This window comes from Amycolatopsis rhizosphaerae (assembly GCF_007713715.1).
Lineage (GTDB): Bacteria > Actinomycetota > Actinomycetes > Mycobacteriales > Pseudonocardiaceae > Amycolatopsis_E > Amycolatopsis_E rhizosphaerae.
The window spans coordinates 23,689-47,985 of the sequence record NZ_VJWX01000002.1 but is presented as its reverse complement, the minus strand read 5'-3'; the positions used below and the strand labels follow the sequence as shown (position 1 = coordinate 47,985).

Annotated in this window: 24 protein-coding genes; 14 read left to right on the top strand and 10 right to left on the bottom strand. The window is 69.4% G+C overall.

The features are described 5' to 3' along the window. Positions 1–27 precede the first annotated feature (27 nt). The 4 genes from FNH05_RS00575 to FNH05_RS00560 all read right to left on the bottom strand — a co-directional run bounded on the left by FNH05_RS00575 (position 28) and on the right by FNH05_RS00560 (position 3,609). A complete protein-coding gene (locus FNH05_RS00575; RefSeq protein ID WP_144584741.1) occupies positions 28–894 on the bottom strand; it encodes a lysophospholipid acyltransferase family protein in 867 nt (288 codons plus the stop codon). Beyond that, on the bottom strand, positions 891–1,673 hold the full coding sequence (locus FNH05_RS00570; protein WP_144584740.1) for a GNAT family N-acetyltransferase: 783 nt from the start codon (positions 1,671–1,673) through the stop codon (positions 891–893). Before FNH05_RS00570 ends, FNH05_RS00575 begins: the two co-directional genes overlap by 4 nt. Positions 1,674–1,845: 172 nt before the next feature. Further along, complete coding sequence (locus FNH05_RS00565) at positions 1,846–2,805, bottom strand: electron transfer flavoprotein subunit alpha/FixB family protein (protein ID WP_144584739.1); 960 nt, start codon at positions 2,803–2,805, stop codon at positions 1,846–1,848. Between the two features lie 18 nt (positions 2,806–2,823). Then, positions 2,824–3,609 (bottom strand): electron transfer flavoprotein subunit beta/FixA family protein, encoded by a 786-nt coding sequence (locus FNH05_RS00560; protein WP_144584738.1) that lies wholly within the window; start codon positions 3,607–3,609, stop codon positions 2,824–2,826. A gap of 212 nt (positions 3,610–3,821) precedes the next feature. Here FNH05_RS00560 and FNH05_RS00555 point away from each other — a divergent pair, with 212 nt between their 5' ends. From FNH05_RS00555 to FNH05_RS00535, 5 genes are all read left to right on the top strand, one after another. Further along, positions 3,822–4,664 (top strand): DegV family protein, encoded by an 843-nt coding sequence (locus FNH05_RS00555; RefSeq protein WP_144584737.1) that lies wholly within the window; start codon positions 3,822–3,824, stop codon positions 4,662–4,664. 91 nt (positions 4,665–4,755) lie between these two features. After that, a complete protein-coding gene (locus tag FNH05_RS00550; protein WP_246127386.1) occupies positions 4,756–5,583 on the top strand; it encodes an ATP-binding protein in 828 nt (275 codons plus the stop codon). 25 nt (positions 5,584–5,608) lie between these two features. Then, positions 5,609–6,382: a class I SAM-dependent methyltransferase gene (locus FNH05_RS00545; RefSeq protein ID WP_144584736.1), complete on the top strand. Its 774-nt coding sequence runs from the start codon at positions 5,609–5,611 to the stop codon at positions 6,380–6,382. Further along, the gene (locus FNH05_RS00540; protein WP_144584735.1) at positions 6,379–7,860 is read left to right on the top strand and encodes a 1,4-alpha-glucan branching protein domain-containing protein; all 1,482 of its coding nucleotides are present in this window, start codon (positions 6,379–6,381) and stop codon (positions 7,858–7,860) included. Before FNH05_RS00545 ends, FNH05_RS00540 begins: the two co-directional genes overlap by 4 nt. A gap of 118 nt (positions 7,861–7,978) precedes the next feature. Then, positions 7,979–9,232, top strand: coding sequence for a glycosyltransferase family 4 protein (locus tag FNH05_RS00535; protein ID WP_144584734.1), 1,254 nt, complete (start codon positions 7,979–7,981; stop codon positions 9,230–9,232). An 18-nt stretch (positions 9,233–9,250) separates the two neighbouring features. Here FNH05_RS00535 and FNH05_RS00530 read toward each other — a convergent pair whose 3' ends face one another. From FNH05_RS00530 to aceA, 3 genes are all read right to left on the bottom strand, one after another. Next, complete coding sequence (locus FNH05_RS00530) at positions 9,251–9,706, bottom strand: nuclear transport factor 2 family protein (protein ID WP_144584733.1); 456 nt, start codon at positions 9,704–9,706, stop codon at positions 9,251–9,253. A gap of 209 nt (positions 9,707–9,915) precedes the next feature. Continuing rightward, the gene (gene aceB / locus FNH05_RS00525; protein ID WP_144584732.1) at positions 9,916–11,520 is read right to left on the bottom strand and encodes a malate synthase A; all 1,605 of its coding nucleotides are present in this window, start codon (positions 11,518–11,520) and stop codon (positions 9,916–9,918) included. A gap of 84 nt (positions 11,521–11,604) precedes the next feature. Further along, positions 11,605–12,882 carry an isocitrate lyase gene (gene aceA / locus FNH05_RS00520; RefSeq protein ID WP_144584731.1) on the bottom strand — a complete coding sequence of 426 codons (1,278 nt, stop codon included), beginning with the start codon at positions 12,880–12,882 and terminating at the stop codon, positions 11,605–11,607. A gap of 226 nt (positions 12,883–13,108) precedes the next feature. Here aceA and FNH05_RS00515 point away from each other — a divergent pair, with 226 nt between their 5' ends. Both FNH05_RS00515 and FNH05_RS00510 read left to right on the top strand, forming a co-directional pair. Continuing rightward, a complete protein-coding gene (locus FNH05_RS00515; protein ID WP_144584730.1) occupies positions 13,109–14,533 on the top strand; it encodes a short-chain fatty acyl-CoA regulator family protein in 1,425 nt (474 codons plus the stop codon). A gap of 146 nt (positions 14,534–14,679) precedes the next feature. Continuing rightward, positions 14,680–15,219, top strand: coding sequence for an NADPH-dependent FMN reductase (locus FNH05_RS00510; RefSeq protein ID WP_222426464.1), 540 nt, complete (start codon positions 14,680–14,682; stop codon positions 15,217–15,219). A gap of 9 nt (positions 15,220–15,228) precedes the next feature. On the opposite strand, the gene FNH05_RS00505 is transcribed toward FNH05_RS00510, so the two are convergent. After that, positions 15,229–15,984, bottom strand: a complete 756-nt coding sequence (locus tag FNH05_RS00505) for an acyltransferase (RefSeq protein WP_144584729.1) — start codon at positions 15,982–15,984, stop codon at positions 15,229–15,231. 37 nt (positions 15,985–16,021) lie between these two features. On the opposite strand from FNH05_RS00505, the gene FNH05_RS00500 reads away from it, so the two are divergent. Further along, positions 16,022–16,972, top strand: a complete 951-nt coding sequence (locus tag FNH05_RS00500) for a nucleoside hydrolase (protein ID WP_144584728.1) — start codon at positions 16,022–16,024, stop codon at positions 16,970–16,972. Between the two features lie 41 nt (positions 16,973–17,013). Here the strand turns inward: FNH05_RS00500 and FNH05_RS00495 are convergent, their stop codons facing one another. After that, positions 17,014–17,961: an alpha/beta hydrolase gene (locus FNH05_RS00495; protein ID WP_144584762.1), complete on the bottom strand. Its 948-nt coding sequence runs from the start codon at positions 17,959–17,961 to the stop codon at positions 17,014–17,016. 166 nt (positions 17,962–18,127) lie between these two features. Here FNH05_RS00495 and FNH05_RS00490 point away from each other — a divergent pair, with 166 nt between their 5' ends. Further along, positions 18,128–18,574, top strand: coding sequence for a MarR family winged helix-turn-helix transcriptional regulator (locus FNH05_RS00490; RefSeq protein WP_144584727.1), 447 nt, complete (start codon positions 18,128–18,130; stop codon positions 18,572–18,574). 186 nt (positions 18,575–18,760) lie between these two features. On the opposite strand, the gene FNH05_RS00485 is transcribed toward FNH05_RS00490, so the two are convergent. Beyond that, the gene (locus FNH05_RS00485; protein WP_144584726.1) at positions 18,761–19,375 is read right to left on the bottom strand and encodes a helix-turn-helix domain-containing protein; all 615 of its coding nucleotides are present in this window, start codon (positions 19,373–19,375) and stop codon (positions 18,761–18,763) included. Positions 19,376–19,419: 44 nt separating this feature from the next. On the opposite strand from FNH05_RS00485, the gene FNH05_RS00480 reads away from it, so the two are divergent. The 5 genes from FNH05_RS00480 to FNH05_RS00460 all read left to right on the top strand — a co-directional run bounded on the left by FNH05_RS00480 (position 19,420) and on the right by FNH05_RS00460 (position 24,293). Beyond that, complete coding sequence (locus FNH05_RS00480) at positions 19,420–20,307, top strand: MBL fold metallo-hydrolase (RefSeq protein WP_222426463.1); 888 nt, start codon at positions 19,420–19,422, stop codon at positions 20,305–20,307. Next, entirely contained in the window at positions 20,307–21,536 is a 1,230-nt protein-coding gene (locus tag FNH05_RS00475; protein WP_144584724.1) for an amidohydrolase family protein, read from the top strand. The genes FNH05_RS00480 and FNH05_RS00475 overlap by 1 nt, the downstream gene beginning before the upstream one ends. Then, positions 21,533–22,282 carry an ABC transporter ATP-binding protein gene (locus FNH05_RS00470; RefSeq protein WP_144584723.1) on the top strand — a complete coding sequence of 250 codons (750 nt, stop codon included), beginning with the start codon at positions 21,533–21,535 and terminating at the stop codon, positions 22,280–22,282. Before FNH05_RS00475 ends, FNH05_RS00470 begins: the two co-directional genes overlap by 4 nt. Further along, a complete protein-coding gene (locus FNH05_RS00465; protein ID WP_246127380.1) occupies positions 22,279–23,127 on the top strand; it encodes an ABC transporter permease in 849 nt (282 codons plus the stop codon). Before FNH05_RS00470 ends, FNH05_RS00465 begins: the two co-directional genes overlap by 4 nt. Before the next feature lie 128 nt (positions 23,128–23,255). Then, entirely contained in the window at positions 23,256–24,293 is a 1,038-nt protein-coding gene (locus tag FNH05_RS00460) for an ABC transporter substrate-binding protein (RefSeq protein ID WP_246127379.1), read from the top strand. The last annotated feature ends 4 nt before the right edge of the window (positions 24,294–24,297 follow it).

Here is a 24,297-nt window from a genome sequence, read left to right as displayed (position 1 = left end):
AGGGGCCTCCCGGGACAGTTGCCTGCCTCACCCCGCCAGCGGCACGCCCACCGGCCGGCGGCGGCGCCGGGCGGGCGTCCGCACGGTGCCCAGCGCGGAGTGCACGGCCGATTCGGCGAGCGCGGCGAGTTCGCGGCGGTCGGCCGCCCGTCCCGGCGCGATCTCCTCGCACACGGTCATCTCCAGCACCAGCCCGCGCAGGCGCACCACCCGGCGCAGCGAGTCGATCAGCGACTCCGGGCCGATGAACGCGGGCTGCGTGGTCTCCCGGCCGTCCGCCAGCCGGTACCGCAGCGCGATCGGCCGCACCGGCACCCCGCCGTCGATCGCGGCCTGGAAGGCCGCCGTGGCGAACCGGCCCGAGGCCAACCCGCACCAGGTGGTGCCCTCCGGCGTGACGTTGACCAGCGAACCGGCCCGCAGCGCCGCCGCCAGTTCCGCGATCGTGGCGGGCAGCGTGGACAGCCGTTCCCGGTCGAGGAAGATGCTGCCGCCGCGCGCGACCAGGGTGCCCAGCACCGGCCAGTCCGCGATCTCCCGCTTCGCCAGCGCCCGCATCGGCCGCACCGCGTTCACCGCGATGATGTCCAGCCACGAAATGTGGTTGTTCACCACGAGCGCGCCCCGGCCGTCCACGGCGGCCAGTTCCTCGCCGCCGTGCACCACCAGACGCACCCCGAAAGCACGCAGCACCGAGCGGAACACCAGGCGCACCAAGCGCTCCCGCACCCGGCCGCGGACCACCAGCAGCAGCGGCAGCACCAGGAACGCCAGCAGCACCGCGGCGGCGGCCGCAGCGCACCGCAGCAGCCGCCGCACCGGGGAAACGGTGGGCGCGCCCGTCGTGAGACACCCGTCGCCGCACGGCGAAACGGGCATCCACGCGTGCCTCACCGCCCGCCGCCCAGGAAGTACTTCAGGTACCGCTCGTCGACCTGCTGGAGGTCGAGCAGGGTGAAGAAGTCGGCGACGCCGAAGTCCGGGTCGTGCGCGGGCGGTCCGCACACCTTCGCCCCCAGCCGCGTGTAGCCCTTGAGCAGCGGCGGCAGCATCGCGCGCGACGGCCGGGCGATCCCGGCGGTCTCCCACGGGTTCAGCGGGGTGACGCGCTGGGCTTCGGGCGCGTAGTGCTTGGCCTGGATGGCGTCCCAGACCCCGGCGGCGTAGGTGCCCCCCTCGGTCAGCGGCACCGAGGCGCACCCGCCGAGGTAGCGGTGCCCGGCCAGCAGCATGTACCGGCCGATGCCCGCCCACACCAGGCTCACCACGGCGCCGCTGCGGTGGTCGGGATGCACGCAGGAACGGCCGGTTTCGACCAGCGAGCCGCGCAGGTCGTCCAGATTGCCCAGGTCGAATTCGGTGTCGGAGTAGAGGCCGCCGGCTTCGGCCGCGCGCTGGGGCGGGAGCATGCGGTAGGTACCGACGATTTCGCCGGTGTTGTCGTCCCGCACCACGAGGTGGTCGCAGAACTCGTCGAATCGGTCGACGTCGAGCCCCGGGGATGGCGTGTGCAGGGTCGCGCCCATTTCTTCCGCGAAGACGAGATACCGAAGTCTTTGCGCGGCAACGACTTCTTCCGGTTCGGAGGCGACGAGCAGTGAATAGCGGGGAGCACCGTCGGCGGGTTCGTCACCGGGCGAATCGGTGCTGACGAGTAGCTGTGACCGCGTCATGGATGTAGGTCTACCGAGGCCACGGCGACCATCAGGACCCCCGCGGTATGACGTCTTTATGCACTTTGCGTGAACCCCCGGTACCCCGGCTTCGGAAAACCCGGAAACCGAAAGGCCGCCGCCATGGCGGAATCACCATGGCGGCGGCCTCGCGGGCTGTGCGGAAAGGGGATCAGCCCTTGCGCTTGGCGACCTCTTCGGTCAGCTGCGGGGCGACGTTGAACAGGTCGCCCACGACACCGAAGTCGGCGATCTCGAAGATCGGCGCCTCGGGGTCCTTGTTGACCGCGACGATCGTCTTCGAGGTCTGCATCCCGGCCCGGTGCTGGATGGCCCCGGAGATGCCCAGTGCGATGTACAGCTGCGGCGAGACCGTCTTACCGGTCTGGCCGACCTGGAACTGCGCCGGGTAGTAGCCGGAGTCGACCGCGGCACGCGAGGCGCCGACCGCCGCGCCGAGCGAGTCGGCCAGCTTCTCCACGACCTCGAACTTCTCGGCGGAACCGACACCGCGGCCACCGGAGACCACGATCGAGGCCTCGGTCAGCTCGGGGCGGTCGCCGCCGACCAGCGGCTCGACCCCGGTGATCCTGGCCGACTTGGCCGCGTCCACCGCCGGGAGCTCGATGCTCTCCTGCGCCGCGGCACCCTCGGCCTGGACGGCCTCGACCGCACCGGGGCGGACCGAGATGACCGGCAGGCCCTTGGCCGCCTTCGTCTTCACCGAGTAGGCGCCACCGAAGATGGACTGCTCGACGGTGCCGTCGGAGTTGACGCCGACCGCGTCGTAGAGCAGCGCGCCGCCGAGGCGCGCGGCCAGCCTGCCGGTGACCTCCTTGCCCTCGGCCGAAGCCGAGGCCACGACGGCCGCCGGGGAGACCCGCTCGGCGAGCAGGGCCAGCGCGTCGACCTTCGGGGTGACCAGGTAGCCCGCGGCGTCGGCGGACTCGGCCACGTAGACCTTGGCGGCGCCGTAGGCACCGAGGGCCTCGGAGAACTTGCCCGCGGTACCGGGCGCGCCCACCACGACGGCCGACGGCTCGCCCAGCGCGCGGGCGGCGGTCAGCGCTTCGAAGGTGGACTTCTTCAGCTCGCCGTCGACGTGGTCGACGAGAACCAGAACCTCAGCCATTGATTCGTCTCCTTACCCTCAGATGAGCTTCTGGCCGACCAGGAACTCGGCGATCTTCGCGCCGCCGTCGCCCTCGTCCTCGACACGCTGCCCGGCCTGGCGCGGCGGCTTCGGGGCCGCCTCGGCCACGACGGACGCGGCGTTGGCCAGGCCGACCTCGCTCGCGTCGATGCCGAGGTCGGCGATCGTGAGGGTGTCGACCGGCTTCTTCTTCGCGGCCATGATGCCCTTGAAGGACGGGTAACGCGGCTCGTTGATCTTCTCGGTCACGCTCACCAGCGCCGGGAGGGCGGCCTCGAGATGGGTGAGCCCGTCCTCGGTCTCGCGGTCGGCCTTGACGGTGGAACCGTCGATGGTCAGCTCGCGGACGTAGGTCAGCTGCGGCAGGCCCAGCAGCTCGGCGAGGATGGCGGGGATCGCCCCTGCCCGGCCGTCGGAGGCCTCGTTGCCCGCGATGATCAGGTCGTAGCCGTCGACCTTGCCGATCGCGGCCGCGAGCACCTTCGCCGTGGCCAGCGCATCCGAGCCGTGCAGCGCCGCGTCCGAGACGTGGATCGCCTTGTCGGCGCCCATGGACAGCGCCTTGCGGATGGCGTCGGTGGCGCGGTCGGGCCCGACCGAGATCACGGTGACCTCGCCCTCGCCGGCTTCCTTGATCTTGAGGGCCTCTTCGACGGCCTTTTCGTTGATCTCGTCGAGCACGGCGTCCGCGGATTCGCGGTCCAGCGTGTGGTCAGCGTCGGAGAGCTTGCGCTCCGAGTAGGTGTCTGGCACCTGCTTGACCAGGACAACAATCTTTGTCATGGGTCCCCTTCGACCTCCCGATATCAGCCCTACTAGCCGGTAGCGTAGGGAAGGTTCCCGGCGCTGGCCCGCCGAGGTGACGGCATTCACCTCGATCGCCAAATTACTGGGACCATGGTCCCAGTATTCTTTCCCGGCGTTGGGGCTACCGTGGGTAGCCGCTCTACCGATGGGGTACACGGAATAGCCCTTTCGGGCTAGCCTCACACCCCGTGTCCAACCACGTTGCGGTCGTGACCGACTCGACGGCCTCCCTGCCCAGCCAGCTCGTCCGCCAATGGGGCGTCCAGGTGATCCCGCTCCAGCTGCAGGTGGCGGACCGGATCGACGACGAGAACCGGTTCGACAGAGCCGAGGTCGTCAAGGCACTGCGGGCGGGACACCACGTCAGAACCTCGCCCCCGGACCCCGGCGCGTTCTTCTGGGCCTACCAGGACGCGGCGAGCAAGGGCGCCGCCGCCGTGGTCAGCCTGCACCTGTCCGGCCGGATGTCCAGCACCGTGCAGGCCGCCCGCCAGGCCGCCGACCAGGTCCGGACCCCGGTCTACGTGCTGGACAGCGCCACGACCGGGATGAGCCTGGGCTACGGCGTGCTCTCGGCCGCCAGGGCCGCGGCCGCGGGCGGGCAGGTCGACCGCGTGATGGAGGCGGCCGAACGGCGCTTCACCGGCAGCTCCGAACTGATCTACGTGGACACCCTCGAGTACCTGCGTCGCGGCGGGCGGATCGGGGCGGCCTCCGCCCTGTTCGGCACCGCGCTGTCGATCAAACCGCTGCTCACCCTGAAGGAGGGCGAGGTGGCTCCGCTGGCGCGGGTGCCTGGCAGCCGCCGGGCGCTCGCCCGGCTGGCGGAGGTGGCCGCCCAGCGGGCCGGGAACCGGCCCGCCGAACTGGCGGTGTCCTGCTTCCGGCCCAGCGACCGCGAGCTCACCCTGGTCGGCGAGTTGCGGGAGCGGATCCCCCACCTGCGGGAACTGATCGTGGTGGAGGCCAGCGCGGTGATCGCCGCACACGTCGGCCCGGGGGCCGTGAGCATCACCGTGTCACCCGCCTGAACAGTTCGGGGCGGACCTGTAACGGATCAGCCAGCTCACCCGATAGGGTTAACCCCCATCTCAATGTGCTTGAACGCAAGGGAGCGGCTGAGTGCACCAGTCGGGGACGATCACTCGTGAAGCGGGTCCGGACGAGCAGGCCCTGCTCGCCGAAACCAAGCGCTTCGCCGCCGCTCCGTTCGACGCCCGGCCGGTGCTCACCGCGACCGAAAGCGATCTGGACATCCGCCTGTTCCGCACCACCTACCTGCCCGCCTTCGTGGCCGTCGAGTCGCTGGAGGAGAACCAGCGGCCGGTCGAGGCCGACCTGGCCTGGCTGCGACTGACCACGCCCGGCGGGATGCCCACCGCCCTCGGTGTGCTCGCCCTCGGCAAGGACCCCAGCGCGCACGTGCCGGGCGCGTACGTGCAGTTCATCCGCTACCAGGGCACGGATCTGGATGCCCCCGTGGTGGACCAGCACGAGCTGCGGGGCAACCTCGTCGGCACCGCCACCCGCCTGAGCGCGCTGCTCGCCGGCCACCTGCGCACCCGGCTCGCCGAGGGCACCGAACTGTTCCGGGAGGAGCAGCTGCCCGACTATCCGCTCGAGGCGCTGCGCGAGATGTGCATGAACGCGATCATGCACCGCGAGTACGAGGTTTCGAACGCGCCGGTGCGCATCGCCTGGTTCGACGACCGGATCGAGGTCACCAATCCCGGCGGCCCGTTCGGGCAGGTCAGGGCGGACAACTTCGACCGGGTCAACGACTACCGCAACCCCGGCCTTGCCAGGGCGATGAAGGCGCTCGGCTACGTCAACCGGTTCGGCCGCGGGATCTGGCGCATCCGCTCCGCGATGGCCCGCGCCGGATCGCCGGTGCCCGAGTTCCGCATCGACGACTCCTCGTGGTCGGTCGTCTTGCGGAAGTGGCCGTGAACAGCGGCCAGTAGGGTCTGGGCCTGTGACCACCTCATCCGCGCGCGCCGAAGCGCTGCACCTCACCGGGGAACGAACCGTGCCGGGGATACCGGAGGAGAACTACTGGTTCCGGCGGCATGAGGCGGCCTACCTGGCGCTGGCGCCCGTCTGCGCCGGGGCGACGGTGCTGGAGGCAGGCTGCGGCGAGGGCTACGGCGCCGCGCTGATCGCACGGCAGGCGCGGCGAGTGGTGGGTATCGACTACGACGAACCGACCGTCGACCACGTGGCGCGCCGCTACCCCGAGGTCCACCCCGTCCGCGGCAACCTCGCCTGGCTGCCGGTCGCGTCGTCCGGTGTGGACGTGGTGGCGAACTTCCAGGTGATCGAGCACCTGTGGGACCAGGCGGGCTTTCTCGCCGAATGCTTCCGCGTGCTGCGGCCCGGCGGCCGCCTGGTGGTCACCACCCCCAACCGCATCACGTTCTCCCCCGGCAGTGACACGCCGCTCAACCCGTACCACACGCGCGAGCTCTCCGCGTCCGAATTGGACGCTCTGCTGCGGGAGGCCGGGTTCGCGGTGGAGTCGCTGCGGGGCCTGCACCACGGTCCCGCCCTACGGGCGCTGGACGAGCGCCACGGCGGGTCGATCATCGACGCGCAACTGGAGGTGGTGATGGGTGAGCTGCCGGGACAGGCCCGCTGGCCTGCCGGACTGCTGGCCGAGATCACCGCGATCGGCGCGGGCGACTTCGAAATCCACGACGAGCGCCTCGACGAGAGCCTCGACCTGATCGCGGTGGCGGTGCGGCCATGAGCACGAACCCCGAAGGGACCTTCTGCCTGGTCCTGCACAGCCACCTGCCCTGGCTGCCGCACCACGGCTCCTGGCCCGTCGGCGAGGAATGGCTCTACCAGGCCTGGGCCCACTCCTACCTTCCCGTGGCGAACCTGCTGCGCCGGTTCGCCGAGGAGGGCAGGCGCGACGTGCTGACCCTCGGAGTCACCCCCGTCCTGGCCGCCCAGCTCGACGACCCGTACGCACTGCGGACCTTCCACGAATGGCTCGGGCACTGGCAGCTGCGAGCCCTGCAGGCCAGCACCCTGTGGCGGTCCGACGAGGTGCTGCGCGACCTCGCCGCGGCCGAGTACCTGGCCGCCACCTCCGCGCAGGAGGATTTCGAAACCACGTGGCGCCACGGCTTTTCACCCCTGCTCCGGTCTCTTGTGGACAGTGAGGTGCTGGAGCTGATCGGCGGTCCGCTGACCCACCCGTTCCAGCCGCTGCTGGACGAGCGGATCCGGTCCTTCGCGCTGCGCACGGGACTGGACGACACCGAACTGCGCATCGGGCACCGCCCCGAGGGCATCTGGGCCCCGGAATGCGGGTACGCGCCGGGCATGGAGGACGGGTACGCGGCGGCCGGGGTCCGCCGCTTCCTCGTCGACGGCCCGTCCCTGCACGGTGACACCGCGGCGGCACGCCCCGTCGGTTCCTCCGACGTGGTGTGCTTCGGGCGCGATCTCGAAGTCACCTACCGGGTCTGGTCGCCGAAGGCGGGCTACCCCGGGCACGCCCACTACCGCGACTTCCACACGTGGGCGCACGAAGTGGGGCTCAAGGCCTCCCGCGTGACCGGCAAGCAGATCGCCCCGCAGGACAAGGCGCCCTACGATCCCGCCCTCGCCGCGGAGACCGTCCGGCTGCACGTCAAGGACTTCGTGGACACCGTGGTGGCGCGCCTGCGCGCACTGCGGGAGCAGCACGGCCGGCCCTCGCTGGTGGTCGCGGCCTTCGACACCGAACTGTTCGGCCACTGGTGGCACGAAGGGCCTGCCTGGCTGGAGGGCGTTCTGCGGGCCCTGCCCGAAGCCGGGGTCCGCGTGAGCACGCTGCGCGGCGCGCTCGAAGCCGGGCACCTCGGCGCCCCCGTCGACCTTCCCGCCTCGTCCTGGGGTTCGGGCAAGGACTGGCGGGTCTGGGATGGCGAGCAGGTGGCGGACATGGTCGAGGCCAACGCCGCCCTGCAGCGCCGCCTGCTCGCGCTCACCGCGCCCGCGCTGCGCGACCCGGTGCTGGACCTGGCCGTCAACGAGGCGATGCTGGCGCTCTCCAGCGACTGGGCCTTCATGGTGACCAAGGATTCCGCGGCCGACTACGCGCGGCGCCGCGCCCGCGTGCACACCGAACGGTTCGACGCACTGGCCCAGGGCAAGAAGGGGGTCCCGCTGCCGCTGGACGACCGGGTGTTCGGTCATCTGGACGCCCGTCTGCTCCTGCGACCGGACCGGTGACGGTCGGCGATAACCGTGTCACAAAAAGGGAAAACGACGGGTGACCAAAGTCACTATCTCGCGGGCGAGGGCATTCCGGCAGTTCTGGTGCAAGTTGACTTGTGAGTAACCTCCCCTCATGCGCGTGCTGATGCTGTCCTGGGAATACCCGCCCGTCGTGGTCGGCGGGCTCTCCCGCCATGTGCACGCCCTGGCCCGGCATCTGGCGCGCGACGGGCACGAGGTCGTCGTGCTGTGCCGGCACGTCGCGGGCACCGACGCGCACACACATCCCACCACCGACCGGATGGTGGACGGGGTCAGGATCATCCGGGTCGCCGAGGACCCGATGCACGTCACCTTCGAGCAGGACCTCGTCGCCTGGACCCTGGCCATGGGGCATGCGATGGTCCGCGCCGGGCTCACCCTGCTGCGCACCTGGCAGCCGGAGGTGATCCACGCGCACGACTGGCTCGTCGCCCACCCCGCGATCGCGCTGGCCGACGCGACCGGCGTGCCACTGGTCGCCACCATCCACGCGACCGAAGCGGGCCGCCACTCCGGCTGGCTGTCCCATCCGCTGAACCAGCAGGTGCACTCCGCGGAATGGTGGCTGGCCAACCGCGCCGACGAGCTGATCACCTGCTCGCAGGCGATGCGCACCGAGGTGGCCGGCCTGTTCGAGGTGCCTGCCGAGGACATCACCGTGATCCACAACGGCATCGAGGAACGCGGCTGGCGGGTGCCGCCCGCCGAGATCGCCGAAGCACGCCAGGCCTACGCGCCGGAGGGCGAACCGCTGCTGCTGTACTTCGGGCGGCTGGAATGGGAGAAGGGCGTGCAGGACCTGCTGGCCGCGCTGCCGCAGATCCGCCGGGACCACCCCGGTACGCGCGTCGTGGTCGCCGGGCGCGGGCGGCACCTCGAACCGCTCGTCGAACAGGCCCGCAAGCTGCGCATCCGTCGCGCGGTCCGGTTCGCGGGCCATCTGCCCGACCGGGAACTGCGGGCCGCGCTCGCCGCCGCCGACGCCGTGGTGCTGCCCAGCCGGTACGAACCGTTCGGGATCGTGGCGCTGGAGGCGGCCGCCTCGGAGGCGCCGCTGATCGCCTCGACCGCGGGCGGGCTCGGCGAGGTGGTGATCGACGGCATCACCGGGCTCGCGTTCGATCCCGGCGATGTCGTCGCGTTGCGGACGGCCGTCGATTCGGTGCTGCGCGACCGGAAATCGGCGAAGCGGCGCGCCCGCACGGCCCGCGCCCGGCTGTCCGTGGACTTCAACTGGGCGCACATTGCGGAGGCGACCGTCGAGGTCTACCGGCGCGCCCGCGCCGGGGAACCGGCCGAACTCGGCCGTCCCAAGATCCCCACGGGCAACATCTTCCACCCCTGACCCGGCCGGCGGGCGTCCTCAGAAGACCGGGATCGACCGGCCGCGCTCGGCCTCGGGGCGGGGCCCGAAGATGCGCCGGTCGCTTTCGGCGATCGGGACGTCGTTGATGCTGGCCTCCCGGCGCCGCATCAGGCCGTCGTCGGTGAACTCCCACAGTTCGTTGCCGTAGCTGCGGAACCACTGCCCCGAGGCGTCGTGGGACTCGTACTGGAACCGCACCGCGATCCGGTTGCCGCGGAAGCCCCACAGCTCCTTGCGCAGCGCGTAGTCCAGTTCGCGTTCCCACTTCCCGGTGAGGAACGCGACGATCTCCTCGCGGCCGACGACGTAGCGGTCCCGGTTGCGCCACACCGAGTCTTCCGTGTAGGCGAGGGCGACCTTCCCGGGGTCGCGCGTGTTCCACGCGTCCTCGGCGGCCTGCACCTTCTGCGCGGCGGTGATCTCGTCGAACGGCGGGAACGGGGGGCGGGACATGGGCACTCCTGAAGTGAGAACGATGGTTCTCCATCAGCGTAGAGAACCACCGTTCTCCATGTCCAGGGTGGTGGTGCTCCGGCCTGCGGACAGGAAAAGGGCCCGGTAGGAGTTGGGGCGCCTACCGGGCCTTTCCCCGCGCTGTCCGGCCAGAGAGCAGCGCGAGCCGTTTTCCCGTCAGGAGGGAGGAAAACGACCGTCGGTGCGGATCACAGATCGGTCAGATACCTGGCGTAGGCACCCGTGGTGAGGAAGCTGGGCAGCTTCTCGCCCAGCGCGGTCTCCACGAAGATCTCGCGGGCATCGCCGAGCCGGTTGGTCTCGCCGAGGTCCGCGCGGACCTCGGCCAGTTCCTCGTCCAGCCAGCGGTGCACCAGTTCGCCGGTGATCGCCGTGCCGTCGCCGAGTTTCGTGCCGTTGCGCACCCACTGCCACACCTGGCAGCGGGCGATCTCGGCGGTGGCCGCGTCCTCCATCAGGTTGAAGATCGCCGCGGCACCCGTCCCGCGCAGCCACGAATCGATGTAGCGCAGGGCCACGTTGATATTGGCGCGAACGCCCTTCTCGGTGACCTCGCCACCGGCGCCGGCCACGTTGAGCAGGTCCTCCGCGGTGACCTGGACGTCCTCGCGCAGCCTGCCGAGCTGGTTCGGCCAGCCGCCGAGCACCTCGTCGAAGGCCGCTTCGCAGACCGGGACCAGCCCGGGGTGCGCGACCCACGAACCGTCGAAACCGTCGGCCGCCTCGCGCTCCTTGTCCTGGCGCACCTTCTCCATCGCGGTGGCGTTCACCACGGGGTCCTTGCTGGGGATGAAGGCCGCCATCCCGCCGATGGCGTAGGCGCCGCGCTGGTGGCAGGTGCGCACCAGCAGTTCGGTGTAGGCGCGCATGAACGGCACCGTCATGGTGACCTGCGCCCGGTCCGGCAGCACGAAGTCCGCGCCGTGGCCGGCGAAGTTCTTGATCAGTGAGAAGATGTAGTCCCACCGGCCCGCGTTGAGCCCGGCCGCGTGCTCCCGCAACTCGTAGAGGATCTCGTCCATCTCGAAGGCGGCGGTGATCGTCTCGATCAGGACGGTGGCGCGGATGGTGCCCTGCGGGATGCCGAGCTCCCGCTGCGCCAGGCGGAACACGTCGTTCCACAGCCGCGCCTCGAGGTGGCTTTCCAGCTTGGGCAGGTAGAAGTACGGGCCGCTGCCCCGCGCCAGGAGCTGGCGCGCGTTGTGGAAGAAGTACAGGCCGAAGTCGACCAGGCTGGCCGACACGGGCCGTCCGTCGATGCGGATGTGCTTTTCCACCAGATGCCAGCCGCGGGGGCGCGCGACGATGGTGGCCGGGCTGTCCCCGACGCTGTAGCGCTTGCCGGTCCCGGTGGTGAAGTCGATGTTGCGGCGGATCGCGTCGTAGAGGTTCAGCTGACCGCCGATGATGTTGGCCCAGGTCGGCGAGGTGGCGTCCTCGAAGTCGGCCAGCCACACCCTGGCGCCCGAGTTCAGCGCGTTGACCGTCATCTTGCGGTCGGTGGGCCCGGTGATCTCGACCCGCCGGTCCTCGAGGCCGGGCGCGGGCGGCGCCACTTGCCAGGACGGGTCGGTGCGGATCACGCGCGTCTCGGCCAGGAACCCGAGCCGCTCCTCGCCCGAGGCGAGGCGTTCCCGCCGCTTGCGGCGGGCGTCGAGCAGTTCGCGCCGGCGTCCGGCGAAGGCGTTGTCCAACCGGGCGATGAAGTCCACCGCGGCCGGGGTGAGGATCTCGTCAAACCGCTCCCCGGCGGGACCGGCAACGTCGATCCGGGACGTGAACCTAGTGGGCATGACGGGCCTCTCTTCGACAACGGGAGAAAGGGCGCTTCGGCGCCAAGGCGACCGGGAAGGGTCACCTTGGCGCCGAAGGGGGAATCAGAACTGGGCTTCCTCGGTGGAACCCTTGAGCGCGGTGGTGGAGCTCTCCGGGTTCAGCGCGGTCGAAACCAGGTCGAACCAGCCGGTGCCGACCTCACGCTGGTGCTTGGTGGCGGTGTAGCCCCGCTCCTCCGACGCGAACTCGCGCTCCTGCAGGTCGACGTAGGCGGTCATGCCCTCGCGGGCGTAGCCGTGCGCCAGGTCGAACATCGAGTAGTTGAGCGCGTGGAAGCCGGCCAGCGTGATGAACTGGAACTTGTAGCCCATGTGGCCCAGTTCGCGCTGGAACTTCGCGATGGTCGCGTCGTCCAGGTGCTTCTTCCAGTTGAACGACGGCGAGCAGTTGTAGGCCAGCATCTGGTCCGGGAACTTCGCCTTGATCGCCTCGGCGTACTTGCGGGCCACCTCCAGGTCGGGCTCGGAGGTCTCCATCCACAGCAGGTCGGCGTACTCGGCGTAGGCCAGACCGCGGTCGATGCAGGGGTCGATGCCGTTGGTGACCTCGTAGAAGCCCTCGGAGGTGCGGCCGCCGGTCAGGTACTTGCGGTCACGCTCGTCCACGTCGCTGGTCAGCAGCGTCGCGGCCTGGGCGTCGGTACGGGCGACGATCAGCGACGGCACGTTCAGCACGTCGGCCGCGAGACGGGCCGCGTTGAGGGTGCGCTCGTGCTGCTTGGTCGGGATGAGGACCTTGCCGCCGAGGTGACCGCACTTCTTCTCGGACGCGAGCTGGTCCTCCCAGTGCACGCCCGCGGCACCGGCCGCGATCATGCCCTTCATCAGCTCGAAGGCGTTGAGCGGGCCACCGAAGCCGGCCTCGGCGTCGGCGACGATCGGCGCGAACCAGTCGATATCGCTGTTGCCCTCGGCCCAGGTGATCTGGTCGGCGCGGGAGAGCGCGTTGTTGATCCGGCGGACCACGGCGGGCACCGAGTTGGCCGGGTAGAGGCTCTGGTCGGGGTAGGTCTGCCCGGCCAGGTTGGCGTCGGCGGCGACCTGCCAGCCCGACAGGTAGATGGCCTTCAGGCCCGCGCGGACCTGCTGGACGGCCTGGTTACCGGTCAGGGCGCCGAGGGCGTGGATGTAGTCCTCGGTGTGCAGGAGGTCCCACAGCTTCTCGGCACCGCGGCGCGCCAGGGTGTGCTCCTCGACCACGCTGCCGCGCAACTTGATCACATCAGCCGCGCTGTAGGACCGCTTGACACCCTTCCACCGGGGGTCGGTCTCCCACTGCTTGGCCAGCTCTGCGGCTGCCTGCTCGAAGTTCTGTGCCATTGGATGTCTCCACCTTTGCGAACTTTGCGATTGCCTCGCGGTCTGCCCAGACCATGACATACGCAGGGGAAACGTGACCACAGCTCCAATTTGCAAATTTCTGCCAATTTTTCGTAGGATGTTGCAAAGTTTGCGAAACCGGGTTTCGCAGACACTGGAAAAGTCGGGGACTGAACCGTTTTCTTGATCGGTAAGGCCCGGAAGATCTACGTCAGGAAGGCAGGCCATGGAGAAGACTTTCGCGGGCGGGCGGCTGCGGCATCTGCGCGAGAGCCGGTCGATGAGCCAGGCCGACCTCGCCCGGCTGCTGGAAATCTCCCCCAGCTACCTCAACCAGATCGAGCGCAACTCCCGCCCCTTGACCGTTCCAGTGCTCCTGCGGATCACCGAGGCCTTCGGTGTGGACACCGAGTTCTTCGCCAACAACGACACCGCACGGCTGGTCGCCGACGTCAAGGAGGCACTCCTGGACGAGGCGATCGGGCTCGAGGCGACCACCAGCGAACTCAACGAACTGGCCACGAACCTGCCCGACATCGCCCAGGCCCTGGTGAAGCTGCACCGCAGCTACCGCAACGCCGTGGAGGCCACGGCCGCGCTGGTCACCGAGAACGGCATGGGTCTGCACGGCAGCGCCGCCGCCCCGCTCCCCCACGAAGAGGTCCGGGACTTCTTCTACGAGCGGGAGAACTACGTCGCCGAACTCGACGAACGCGCGGAGAAGATGGCAGGCGACATCGACCTGCGGCGCGGCGGGGTGCACCAGAAACTCCAGGACCGCCTCACCGACCACTACGGCGTCCAGATCACCACGGAGGGCATCGACGAGGCCGCCGGGCAGCAGCACCGGTACGAGCCCGCCGCGCGTGTCCTGCGGCTCGCGCCGAGCCTGCGCATCGGGCAGCGGGCCTTCCGCATGGCCTCCCAGATCGCGCTGCTGGAGTACGACGACCTGATCACGGAACTGGCCGACTCGTGGGCCTTCTCCGGCCCGGCCGCCCGCTCGCTCGCCCGGGTCGGGCTCGCCAACTACTTCGCCGGGGCGCTGATCCTGCCCTACGGCCCGTTCCTGACCGCCGCCGAGAAGTTCCGCTACGACATCGAGCGGCTGTGCGACCACTTCGGGGTCGGGTTCGAGACGGTCTGCCACCGCCTGTCCACCCTGCAGCGCCCGAAGATGCGAGGCGTCCCGTTCTCGTTCGTCCGCGTCGACCGGGCGGGAAACATGTCGAAACGGCAGTCGGCCGCGGGGTTCCACTTCTCCCGCGTCGGCGGTGCCTGCCCGCTGTGGAACATCTACGAGGCCTTCACCGCGCCCGGCAAGATCGTCACCCAGATCGCCACCCTGCCCGACGGCAAGAGCTACTTCTGGGTGGCGCGGACCATCGCCCGCAACATCGGCGGCTACGGCAGCCCCGGCAAGATGTTCAGCGTCGGCCTCGGCTGCGAGCTGCGGCACGCCAAGCGGCTGGTCTACTCCACCGGCCTTGACCTCGACGACCGGGCCGCGGCCACGCCGATCGGCATGGGCTGCAAGGTGTGCGACCGGCCCGCCTGCCCGCAGCGCGCCTTCCCGACCATCGGCAAGCAGCTCACCGTGGACGAGAACACCAGTACCTTCGTGCCTTACCCGGCGGTGCCCGCGAGCTGAAGAGGCCCGGCCCTGGTCCGCCGGATCCGCGCCACGAGGGAATCCCGCCAAGGCGACACCCCGGCCCCGGCGGCCCACCACCGGCCATCACTCCGGGAACCGGGAAGATCATGATCCGGGAGGGCCGGGAGCACTAGGTTGGCGACGTGACCTTTCACCTGCTGACCGTCTGCGGAAGCCTGCGCGACGGATCGACCAACGCGGCCGTGATCCAGACCGTGCCGTCCGTGGCACCCGAAGGCGTCGAGGTCGACACCTTCGACCGCCTCGCCGACCTTCCGCACTTCAACCCGGACGACGACCGGGAACCGCTGCACCCGGCGGTGGCCGACCTTCGCCGGCGCCTCGGCCGGGCCGACGCGGTGCTGTTCTGCACCCCCGAGTACGCCGGGGCGATGCCCGGTTCGTTCAAGAACCTGCTCGACTGGTCGGTCGGCGCCGAGACGCTGTACGGCAAGCCGGTCTCGTGGATCAACGCGTCCTGGGCGCCGACCGGGGCGGCGAACGCCCACGCCTCACTGCGCATCGTGCTCGGCTACCTGAGCGTCGACATCGTCGAGGACGCCTGCACCCAGGTCGCAGTCAGCCGCAAACTCGTCGGCGAAGACGGTCTGGTGAACGACGAGGACGCCCGCTCCGCCATCGCCGCCGCGGTGGCCGCACTGGTCAAGCACGCGGCGGGCTAGCGGGCCGGATCACGACTCGCCGAGCGTCTTCTGCAACGCCTTGTTCGCCTTGCGGGCCATGTCCTTGACCGCCTCGCGCCGCTCCGCGTCGGCCTCGTAGTCGGCCCGCCGGTCCCGCACCACCCGGGCCGGCGAGCCGACCGCGATGGCGTAGTCCGGAATGTCGCCCCGCACCACGGCGTGCGCCCCGAGGACACAGCCGCGGCCCACGCGCGTACCGCGCAGCACCGAAACCTTGGTGCCGATCCAGGTGTCCGGCCCGATCCGCACCGGCGACTTGACGATGCCCTGGTCCTTGATGGGCAGGGTGATGTCGGTGGTGACGTGGTCGAAATCGCAGATGTAGACCCAGTCGGCGACCAGGGTGGCCGCACCCAGCTCGATGTCGAGATAGCCGTTGACCACGTTCTGGCGGCCGAACACGGACTTGTCGCCGATGCGCAGGGACCCCTCGTGGCAGCGGATCGCGTTGCCGTCGCCGATGTGCACCCAGCGGCCGATCTCCATCCGGCCGTAGCCGGGACGGCAGTGGATCTCCACGTCCTTGCCGAGGAAGACCATGCCGCGCAGGATGATGTGCGGGTTGGCGATCCGGAACTTCAGCAGGCGCCAGTAACGCACGAGATACCAGGGCGTGTAGGCCCGGTTGCGCAGCACCCACCGCAGCGAATCGGTGGTCAGGAAGCGGGCCTGCCGAGGGTCCCGGCGGGCACGACGCCAGGCTCCGATCCGGGAAAGCACCGGTGATCCCCACATCGATGTCATAGCCTGAGGGTAGCCAGTACCGGCGGAAAGGCGGGCCATGGGGACAAAGTTGATCATCGACACGGATCCCGGCGTCGACGACGCGTTCGCGATCGCGCTCGCGGCGCTGAGCGAGGACGTGGACCTGCTAGGGGTCACCACGGTGTACGGCAACGTCTCCCTGGAATCCACCACCCGGAACGCGCTGCGGGTGCTGCAACTGTGCGGCCGGGCGGACGTCCCGGTCGCCGCGGGCGCTTCCCGGCCCCTGATCCACCCGCAGCCCTTCCGCGCCGCCCACGTCCACGGCGCCGACGGGTTGTCCGGCCGGTCCGGCTCGCTGCCCGAGCCGGACCGCGAGCCGGAACCCGGCGGAGCGGTGCGGTTGATGGTGTCGCTGCTGGAGGCGGCGGAGGAACCCGTCACCCTCGTCCCGATCGGTCCGCTCACCAACATCGCGCTGCTGCTGGCGGCGCATCCCGAGGTGCGAGAGAAGATCGGCCGGATCGTGGTGATGGGCGGTGGACTCGCCCACGGCAACACCACGGCGGCGGCCGAGTTCAACATCTGGAGCGACCCCGAGGCCGCCAGGCGGGTCCTGGTGGAGGAGGACCTGCCGCGCGTGCTCGTCCCCCTCGACCTGACCTACCGCTGCGCGGTGGACACCGCGTGGCTGGCGAAGCTCGCCGGCACCGGTCCGGTCGGTGCCGGGCTGGAGGCGCTGACGCCGGACTACCTGGCCTCGTACCGGAAAACGCTGGGCTGGGACGGGATCGCGCTCCACGACGCGGTAGCGGTCGCCGAGGCGATCAACCCGGGCATCCTGCGCACCGAAGCCCTTCCCCTCGAGGTCGAGTGCTCCTTCGGCCCGGGCCGCGGCGCCACGCTGGTGGACCGGCGCCGCGCCGCCGTCCGGAACGAGGACCGAAGCGGGAGCGCCGTCGAGGTCGCGACGGACACCGACCTCGACGGCCTGCGGGACTTCGTGCTCGCCCGCCTCACGCGCTGAGTCCTGCAAGCTGTCCGGCAGGCCTCTGTCCGGCTCGCCGGTCAGTCGGTCAGCGCCTCGCGCAGGACCGTGATCGCCTGGGTGATCGCGGCCTGCGCGGCGTGCGTCTCGCGCAACGCGTTGAGCATCACGAAGTCGTGGATGATCCCCTGGTACCGCACCGCGGTCACCGGCACCCCGGCCCCGCGGAGCTTGGCCGCGTAGGCCTCTCCTTCGTCGCGCAGGACGTCCGCCTCCGCCGTGATCACCAGGGCGGGCGGGAGGCCGGCGAGTTCGTCCACGCCCGCCCGCAGCGGTGAAGCGGTGGTTTCCGCGCGCTGCGCCGGATCCGTCGTGTACTGGTCCCAGAACCACCGCATGCCGGCCCGGGTCAGGAAGTAGCCGTCGGCGAACTGCTCGTAGGAGCCGGTGTCGAAGGAAGCGTCGGTGACCGGGTAGAAGAGGACCTGCTGCCGGAACCGCGGCCCGCCGCGGCGCTTGGCGAGCAGGGTGACCGCGGCGGTCATGTTCCCACCCACCGAGTCCCCCGCGATGGCGATCCTGGACTGGTCGAGGTTCTTCTCCGCACCGTGCTCGGCGACCCACTTGGCGACGGCGTAGTTCTCCTCGATGGCCACCGGGTAGCGGGCCTCCGGCGAGCGGCTGTACTCGGGGAAGACGACGGCCGCGCCGGTGCCCGCGGCGAGTTCGCGGATCAACCGGTCGTGGGTGTGCGAGTTGCCGAACACCCAGCCCGCACCATGCAGGTAGACCACCACCGGCAGCGGGCCTGCGGCACCCTTCGGGCGGACGATCCGCACGGCCACCCCGTCGATCGTGGTGTCTTCGAGGTCGGCGTCCGGCTTGGCGATCTCACCGGCCTGCACCTCGTCGACGGTGGCACGCCCCTTCTCCGGTTCGAGTTCGTACAGGTACGGCGGGTTGTCCGTGGCCTCGGCGAAGGCCTGGGCGGCGGGTTCGAGCACGAGTTGGCGGGGATTCGCGGTCATGGCTGCCTCCTGGGTCAGGTGGTCCGGAACGGACCTCACGAACAGAATGTAGAGCACAATTAAGTTGTGTGCAACTAAATCAAGTGGCATCATCTGGGATGCAGGACACCCCCGCCGCCTCCCTCCTCCATGGCACGGCACGATGGGGTGCAGGAGGTGCGCCACCATGCCGGATTCCGGACCACGCCTGGACGACCAGGTGTGCTTCGCGCTGTACGCCGCTTCGCGGGCGGTCACCAACCTGTACCGGCCCCTGCTGGACAAACTCGGCCTGACCTATCCGCAGTACCTGGTCATGCTCGTCCTGTGGGAACACGGCAGCCGCCAGGTCAAGGAACTGGGCAAGGCACTGGACCTCGACTCCGGCACCCTCTCACCGCTGCTCAAACGGCTGGAGAAACTCGGCCTCATCCGGCGGGAGCGCCGAGCCGAGGACGAACGCTCGGTCAGCGTCACCCCGACCGAGGCCGGCATCGCACTCCAGGAGCGGGCCACCTGCCTGCCGGACACCATCGCCGACGCGATGGGACTGAACCCGCAGGCGCTCGACGATCTGCGTGACACGCTTCGGCAACTGACGGATTCGGTCCAGAACTACCGCCTCGCCCGCTGACTCCCGGCGCCGCGGAAAGAGGCTCCGCGGCCACAAGACGAAGCGATCAACCCGAGAGAGATGGGCAGTCAGTAGACCGAAATACAACTCCTCCCGGCGGTCGCCATGGGCAGACTTCCGGAACTGCATGAACTACCCGTGACCATGGTCCCGGATCCTGGCGTGCCGACCGCACGCCCCGGCCCGCTACCTGTCGCCGGCCAGAGGGTGCACCGCGACTCCGGTGTGGACCATCAGCACGCGACTCCGGCCCTGGCCCATACCGCGCCAACGGTGCGGGCGGTCGCCAGGGTAACGCAGGCAGTCCCCCGGCTCCAGCACATAGGTGACATCGCCGAGGTCCACTTCGACCACACCCTCGGCTATGTAAAGAAACTCATTGCCGTCATGGCGGAAGAACTCGCCGAATTCCTTGTCCAGCCCCACGAACTCGGTCGGGAAGAAACCACCGGGCCCGGACAGCAGCTGCCGGGCCGCCCCGGTACTGCCCGGCACGCGATCCACCGTCGGAATCGGCACTCCCTCACCCCGTCGCAGTACCGCGACCTCGGCACCCCCTTCCGTAGCGCCCGCGATCAACTGGTCCTGAGTGGCCCCCAACGCCTGCGCGATCCGGTGCAGTGACCGCATGCTCGGCTGCGCGAGCCCGCGTTCGACCTGACTGAGGAACGAATGGGAAAGCCCGGTCAGCCCGGCCAGTTGCACGAGCGTCAGCTTCCGGCGGTGCCGCAACCCGCGGACGGTCTGCCCCATGCGCTGTCGCGGAGTGCCCACCAACCGGTCTGCCGCTTCCTGATCCATGGTGTTCACATCCCGGAAATAAAGGACCCTTACGGTCAATGTTGATGACATCAACATTAGCTGACCCCGCCCCCTGGTTCGCGATCCGGCCACTCGCCGACGGCGTGTACGTCCTCAGCGAACCCGGGCACGTCAACAGCTTCCTCGTACTCGGTGACGAACGAGCCCTGCTGTTCGACACCGGAATGGGAATCGGCTCGATCCTGCGGGAGGTGCGCACGATCACCGACCTCCCACTGCTCGTGGTCAACTCGCACCACCATTTCGACCACCGCGGTGGCAACGCGGAACTGGCGCCCCACGCGATCGACATCGCGGTCCATCCCGTCGGCGCGGACGCGCACGGCGAAGCGCCCGCGGAATGGCGCACAGAGTACGAAAAACTCGCCCGGCGCACGGTTGAGCGGTTCGGCGAATTCGCCCGGCTGGACTACGAAACCTTCTTCACTCTCACCGAAGCCCAAACCCTGCGGCCGATTCCGGACCTTTCCGGCTGGCGGATCCCCGCCATCCGCCCGACCCGGACCCTCGCCGACGGGGAACTGCTCGACCTCGGCGGCCGTGTCCTGCGGGTCTTGCACACACCCGGGCACTCGCCGGACGGCCTGTGCCTCTGGGACGAGACCACCGGATCCCTCCTCGCCGGCGACACGCTCCTCGCCGCGGCTTTCTGGGCGCACTTCCCGGAAAGCGACATCGCCGTCTTCGCCGGCACCACCGCACGGCTGGCCGACCTACCCACGCGACAGGTACTCGTCGCCCACAACCTGCGCTGCGTGCTTCCCGGCTCCTTCCCTGCACAGGCCGCCGAGGCCTTCGCCGCCGTACGCGACGGCCGCACCCGGCCGGTGCCCTACGCCGACCCGTTCGGCAATCCGCTGCTGCGACACGACTTCGACGGTTTCGCAATCTTTGCCCCGGAGGTGAGCTGATGCTGGAACCAGTGCACCTCATCACCGGGGTGTCTCTTGTGGACGGTACCGTCGTGGACGTCACGGTGGTCGAAGGCGTGGTCACCGCGGTGCGCGAATCCACCACGGTCGGGGACCTGCACCTGCCGGGCTGGCTGCTGCTCAGCGCCGCCACCGAACCACACGCCCACCTCGACAAGGCATTCAGCTGGGGACATGTGCCCCAGCGTTACGGCGACCTCCGGTCCGCCATCGACAGCTGGCTGTCCTACGCCGGCACGATGACCGCCGGCGACATCCATCGCCGCGCCCGGCATGCGCTGGAGCAGTACCTTGCCCACGGCATCACCACCATCCGCACCCATGTCGACGTGCTGCCCGGGCCCGATCCGCTGCGCGGCGTCGAAGCCCTGCTCGCACTCCGCGAAGAGACCCGTGACCTGCTCGACCTGCAGATCGCACTGCTTACGCGCGAAGACTCCTCCGACTCGCTCGTCATCGAAGCCGCACAGCTTGGCATCGACCTGATCGGCGGCGCGCCGCACCTGTGGCGCGACCCCGAAGCCGACACCACCCGCCTGCTCGATCTCGCCGAGCAACTGGGCCTTCCAGTCGACCTGCACACCGACGAGCAACTCGGTGCCCATGTACTTTCCCTGGCCCATCTGTGTCGGCAGGTCCGGCAACGCGGCCTGGCGGGGCGGGTGACCGCCAGCCACTGCGTGAGCCTCGGCTCTCTGCCCCCGGAACCCCTCGCCAGGACCGTCCGCGAAATCCGGGCGGCAGGCGTCGGCATCATCACCCTGCCGATCACCAACCTTTACCTGCAGGGCCGAGATTATCCGGCGCCACGGCCCCGCGGTCTGCCCGCGCTGCAAGCACTGCTGGACGCCGGCGTCGACCTGGCCGCAGGCGGGGACAACATCCGCGACCCGTTCAACCCGATGGGTCGCGCCGACCCCTTCGAAACCACCTCTCTGTTGATCACTGCCGGACACCTGGACGCACACTCCGCCCTCGCCGCCGTCACCAGCGGGGGTCGCGCCGTGCTCGGGCTCCCGCCCGCCGGGCCCACCGTGGGCGCGCGCGCGAACTTCGTCGCCGTGCAAGCCGCTTCACTCGCCGACGCCCTCGCGGGGCCCGGCGATGCCCGCATCGTCGTCCACAACGGACGGATTGTCAGCCGGACCACTGTCGACCGGCGGACCGCACTGACCCCTTACCCCGAACCCACCGTGAGGCCAGCATGACCGCCGTACTCACCCGAGGCACACTCCGCTTCGCGGGAGTGGAAAAAACCTTCGACACAGGCACTCAGGCGCTGCGCGCCGTCGACCTCGATCTATCCCCCGGCGACTTTGTCAGCATTGTCGGACCATCGGGCTGCGGGAAGAGCACCCTGCTGCGCCTTGCCTCGGGACTCACTGCACCGACCACGGGTGAGGTCCTGGCCGATACCGACAAAATCTCCTACCTCTTCCAGGATCCTACCCTCCTGGAATGGCGCACCGCCACCAAGAACGTCGAACTGGCGGCCGAACTGCACGGCATGCCGAAGGAGGAACGGCGCCGCAAGGCCGCCGAGGCACTGGCGGTGGTCGGGCTCGCCGGGTTCGAAAAGCAGTTGCCCAGCCAGCTCTCCGGCGGCATGAGGATGCGGGTGTCCCTGGCTCGGGCGCTCATCCTCGACCCCGAGATCTTCCTGTTCGACGAGCCGTTCGGCGCGCTCGATGAAATCACCCGACTGCGCATGCAGGACGAGTTGCAGCGCCTGTTCCGCACTCAGGGTTTCACCGGACTGTTCATCACGCACTCGGTGAGCGAAGCCGTCTACCTGTCCACGCGGGTCGCCGTGATGTCGGCGAGACCGGGCCGGATCGTGCGCCAGATCGACGTTCCGTTCGAGTTCCCGCGCTCGCCGGAGATCCGCTACCACCCCGACTTCGCTCGGATCGCGGGCGAAGTGTCCGCCGCGTTGAAAGCGAGTTCGGAGTGAGCACACCGGTCAAGGAAAGAGAACTGTTCCGGATCAGCGCCGCGGGCACCGGACGGCGACGCCGAGGCGGTCCGATGTCGTCGGCCCTGCGCACCGCGATCCCCGTGATCGCGGCCCTGGTCGTGGCGATAGGACTGTGGCTGGCGATGAGCTACCTGCTGCTCTCCCCCAGCCGTCGCTTCCTGGTACCGCCACCCGAACAGGTGCTCCTGGACTCCTTCGGGAACTGGAAGCACCTCCAGCCGATGCTCACCGCACTCGGGCTGACCGCCGAAGTGGCCCTGGTGGGTCTGGCGACCGCCTCCGTGCTCGGCATCTTCACCGCCATCGCAATGAGCCAGGCAAGCTGGGTCGAGCGGGCGGTCTACCCCTACGCGGTCGTCCTGCAGACCGTGCCGATCCTGGCGATCGTGCCGCTGATCGGTCTGTGGTTCGACTACGGCTTCACCAGCCGGGTCATCGTGTGCGTCATCATCGCGCTGTTCCCGATGATAGCCAACACGTTGTTCGGCCTGCATTCCGCGAGTCAGGGTGCGCACGATCTGTTCACCCTGAACAAGGCGACCCGCTGGCAGCGGCTCACCAAGCTGCAACTGCCCGCCGCATTACCGTCGATCTTCACCGGGCTGCGCACCTCGTCCGGCCTGTCGGTGATCGGCGCCATCGTCGGCGACTTCTTCTTCAAGCAAGGTGAACCCGGGATCGGCACGCTGCTCGACGTCTACCGTGCCCGCCTGCAGTCCACCGACCTGTTCGCCGCCATCATCCTCGCCTCCCTGTTCGGTATCGCCGTCTTCGCGGTATTCACCGCGCTCGGCAAGCTCGTCGTGGGCAAACGTTCCTAGGAGCCTCCATGCGTACCACCCGACTCCTCGCCGGCCTGCTCGTCCCCGCACTGGTCACTACCCTCGCCGCCTGCGGCTCGAGTTCCTCCGGATCCGCCGCCAGTAGCGCCGCTCCGCCCTCCGACGCGGTGAACCTGACCGGCGTCTGCCCCTCCACCGTGGTCGTCCAGCAAGACTGGGAACCGGAGGCCGAACACGCCGCGGCCTACGAGCTGATGGGCCAGGGCTACACCATCGACGCCGACAAGAAGCGCGTCAGCGGCCCGCTGGTGATCGACGGTATGGACACCGGAGTGAAAATCGAGGTCCGGTCCGGTGGCGGTGCCATCGGTTTCCAGAGTGTTCCGTCCCAGATGTACGTCGACCAGTCCATCACGCTCGGCGCGGTCACCACGGATGCGGCCATCTCCGCATCCAGCACCCAACCGGTGACCGCCGTGGTGGCACCGCTGGAGAAGAGCCCACAGATGCTGATGTGGGACCCCGCCACGCATCCCACATGGACGGGCATCGCCGACATCGGCAAGTCTGAGGTCAAGGTCGTCGTGTCCAGCGGAACCGTCTACTCGACTCTGCTGTCGGACAAGGGTCTGGTGAAGGTCAGCCAGTTCGACACCAGCTACGACGGCGCCCCGGCCCGGTTCGTCGCCAGCCCCGAGCTCGTCCAACAAGGGTACGCGACTGCCGAGCCCTACGTGTACCAGCACGAGGTCCCGTCCTGGAACAAGCCGGTGAAGTACCAGCTTCTTTCCGACGTCGGCTACAACGTCTACCCGGAAGCGCTGTCCGTCCGCACCGCAGACCTGGCGAAGCTTTCACCTTGCTTGAAGAAGCTGGTGCCGATCCTGCAGAGGGCCCAGATCAACTACCTCACGAACCCGGGCACAGCCAACAAACTTCTCGTCGAGGCGGTCGAGAAGTTCAACGACAGCTGGACCTATTCGGAGGGTGTCGCCGACTACGCCGCCAAGGCTCTGAAGGACCTCGGCATCGTCGCGAACGACAGCAGCGGCGCGCTCGGCGGCATGGACCAAACCCGTGTGCAGTCCGCTCTCGACACGTTCGGCCCGATCCTCAAGTCGAGCGGCGCCAAGGTGAAGGACGGTCTGAAGGCTTCCGACTTGGCCACCAACCAGTTCATCGATCCGAGCATGACTCTCAAGTAAAGGG

Excerpts from the sequence above, each read along its gene's own strand:
- FNH05_RS00570 (WP_144584740.1), bottom strand. The coding sequence starts at position 1,673 with ATGACGCGGTCACAGCTACTCGTCAGCACCGATTCGCCCGGTGACGAA.
- FNH05_RS00565 (WP_144584739.1), bottom strand. The coding sequence starts at position 2,805 with ATGGCTGAGGTTCTGGTTCTCGTCGACCACGTCGACGGCGAGCTGAAG.
- FNH05_RS00560 (WP_144584738.1), bottom strand. The coding sequence starts at position 3,609 with ATGACAAAGATTGTTGTCCTGGTCAAGCAGGTGCCAGACACCTACTCG.
- FNH05_RS00540 (WP_144584735.1), top strand. The coding sequence starts at position 6,379 with ATGAGCACGAACCCCGAAGGGACCTTCTGCCTGGTCCTGCACAGCCAC.
- FNH05_RS00535 (WP_144584734.1), top strand. The coding sequence starts at position 7,979 with ATGCGCGTGCTGATGCTGTCCTGGGAATACCCGCCCGTCGTGGTCGGC.
- FNH05_RS00530 (WP_144584733.1), bottom strand. The coding sequence starts at position 9,706 with ATGTCCCGCCCCCCGTTCCCGCCGTTCGACGAGATCACCGCCGCGCAG.
- aceB (WP_144584732.1), bottom strand. The coding sequence starts at position 11,520 with ATGCCCACTAGGTTCACGTCCCGGATCGACGTTGCCGGTCCCGCCGGG.
- aceA (WP_144584731.1), bottom strand. The coding sequence starts at position 12,882 with ATGGCACAGAACTTCGAGCAGGCAGCCGCAGAGCTGGCCAAGCAGTGG.
- FNH05_RS00515 (WP_144584730.1), top strand. The coding sequence starts at position 13,109 with ATGGAGAAGACTTTCGCGGGCGGGCGGCTGCGGCATCTGCGCGAGAGC.
- FNH05_RS00505 (WP_144584729.1), bottom strand. The coding sequence starts at position 15,984 with ATGACATCGATGTGGGGATCACCGGTGCTTTCCCGGATCGGAGCCTGG.
- FNH05_RS00500 (WP_144584728.1), top strand. The coding sequence starts at position 16,022 with ATGGGGACAAAGTTGATCATCGACACGGATCCCGGCGTCGACGACGCG.
- FNH05_RS00495 (WP_144584762.1), bottom strand. The coding sequence starts at position 17,961 with ATGACCGCGAATCCCCGCCAACTCGTGCTCGAACCCGCCGCCCAGGCC.
- FNH05_RS00490 (WP_144584727.1), top strand. The coding sequence starts at position 18,128 with ATGCCGGATTCCGGACCACGCCTGGACGACCAGGTGTGCTTCGCGCTG.
- FNH05_RS00485 (WP_144584726.1), bottom strand. The coding sequence starts at position 19,375 with ATGGATCAGGAAGCGGCAGACCGGTTGGTGGGCACTCCGCGACAGCGC.
- FNH05_RS00480 (WP_222426463.1), top strand. The coding sequence starts at position 19,420 with ATGACATCAACATTAGCTGACCCCGCCCCCTGGTTCGCGATCCGGCCA.
- FNH05_RS00475 (WP_144584724.1), top strand. The coding sequence starts at position 20,307 with ATGCTGGAACCAGTGCACCTCATCACCGGGGTGTCTCTTGTGGACGGT.
- FNH05_RS00470 (WP_144584723.1), top strand. The coding sequence starts at position 21,533 with ATGACCGCCGTACTCACCCGAGGCACACTCCGCTTCGCGGGAGTGGAA.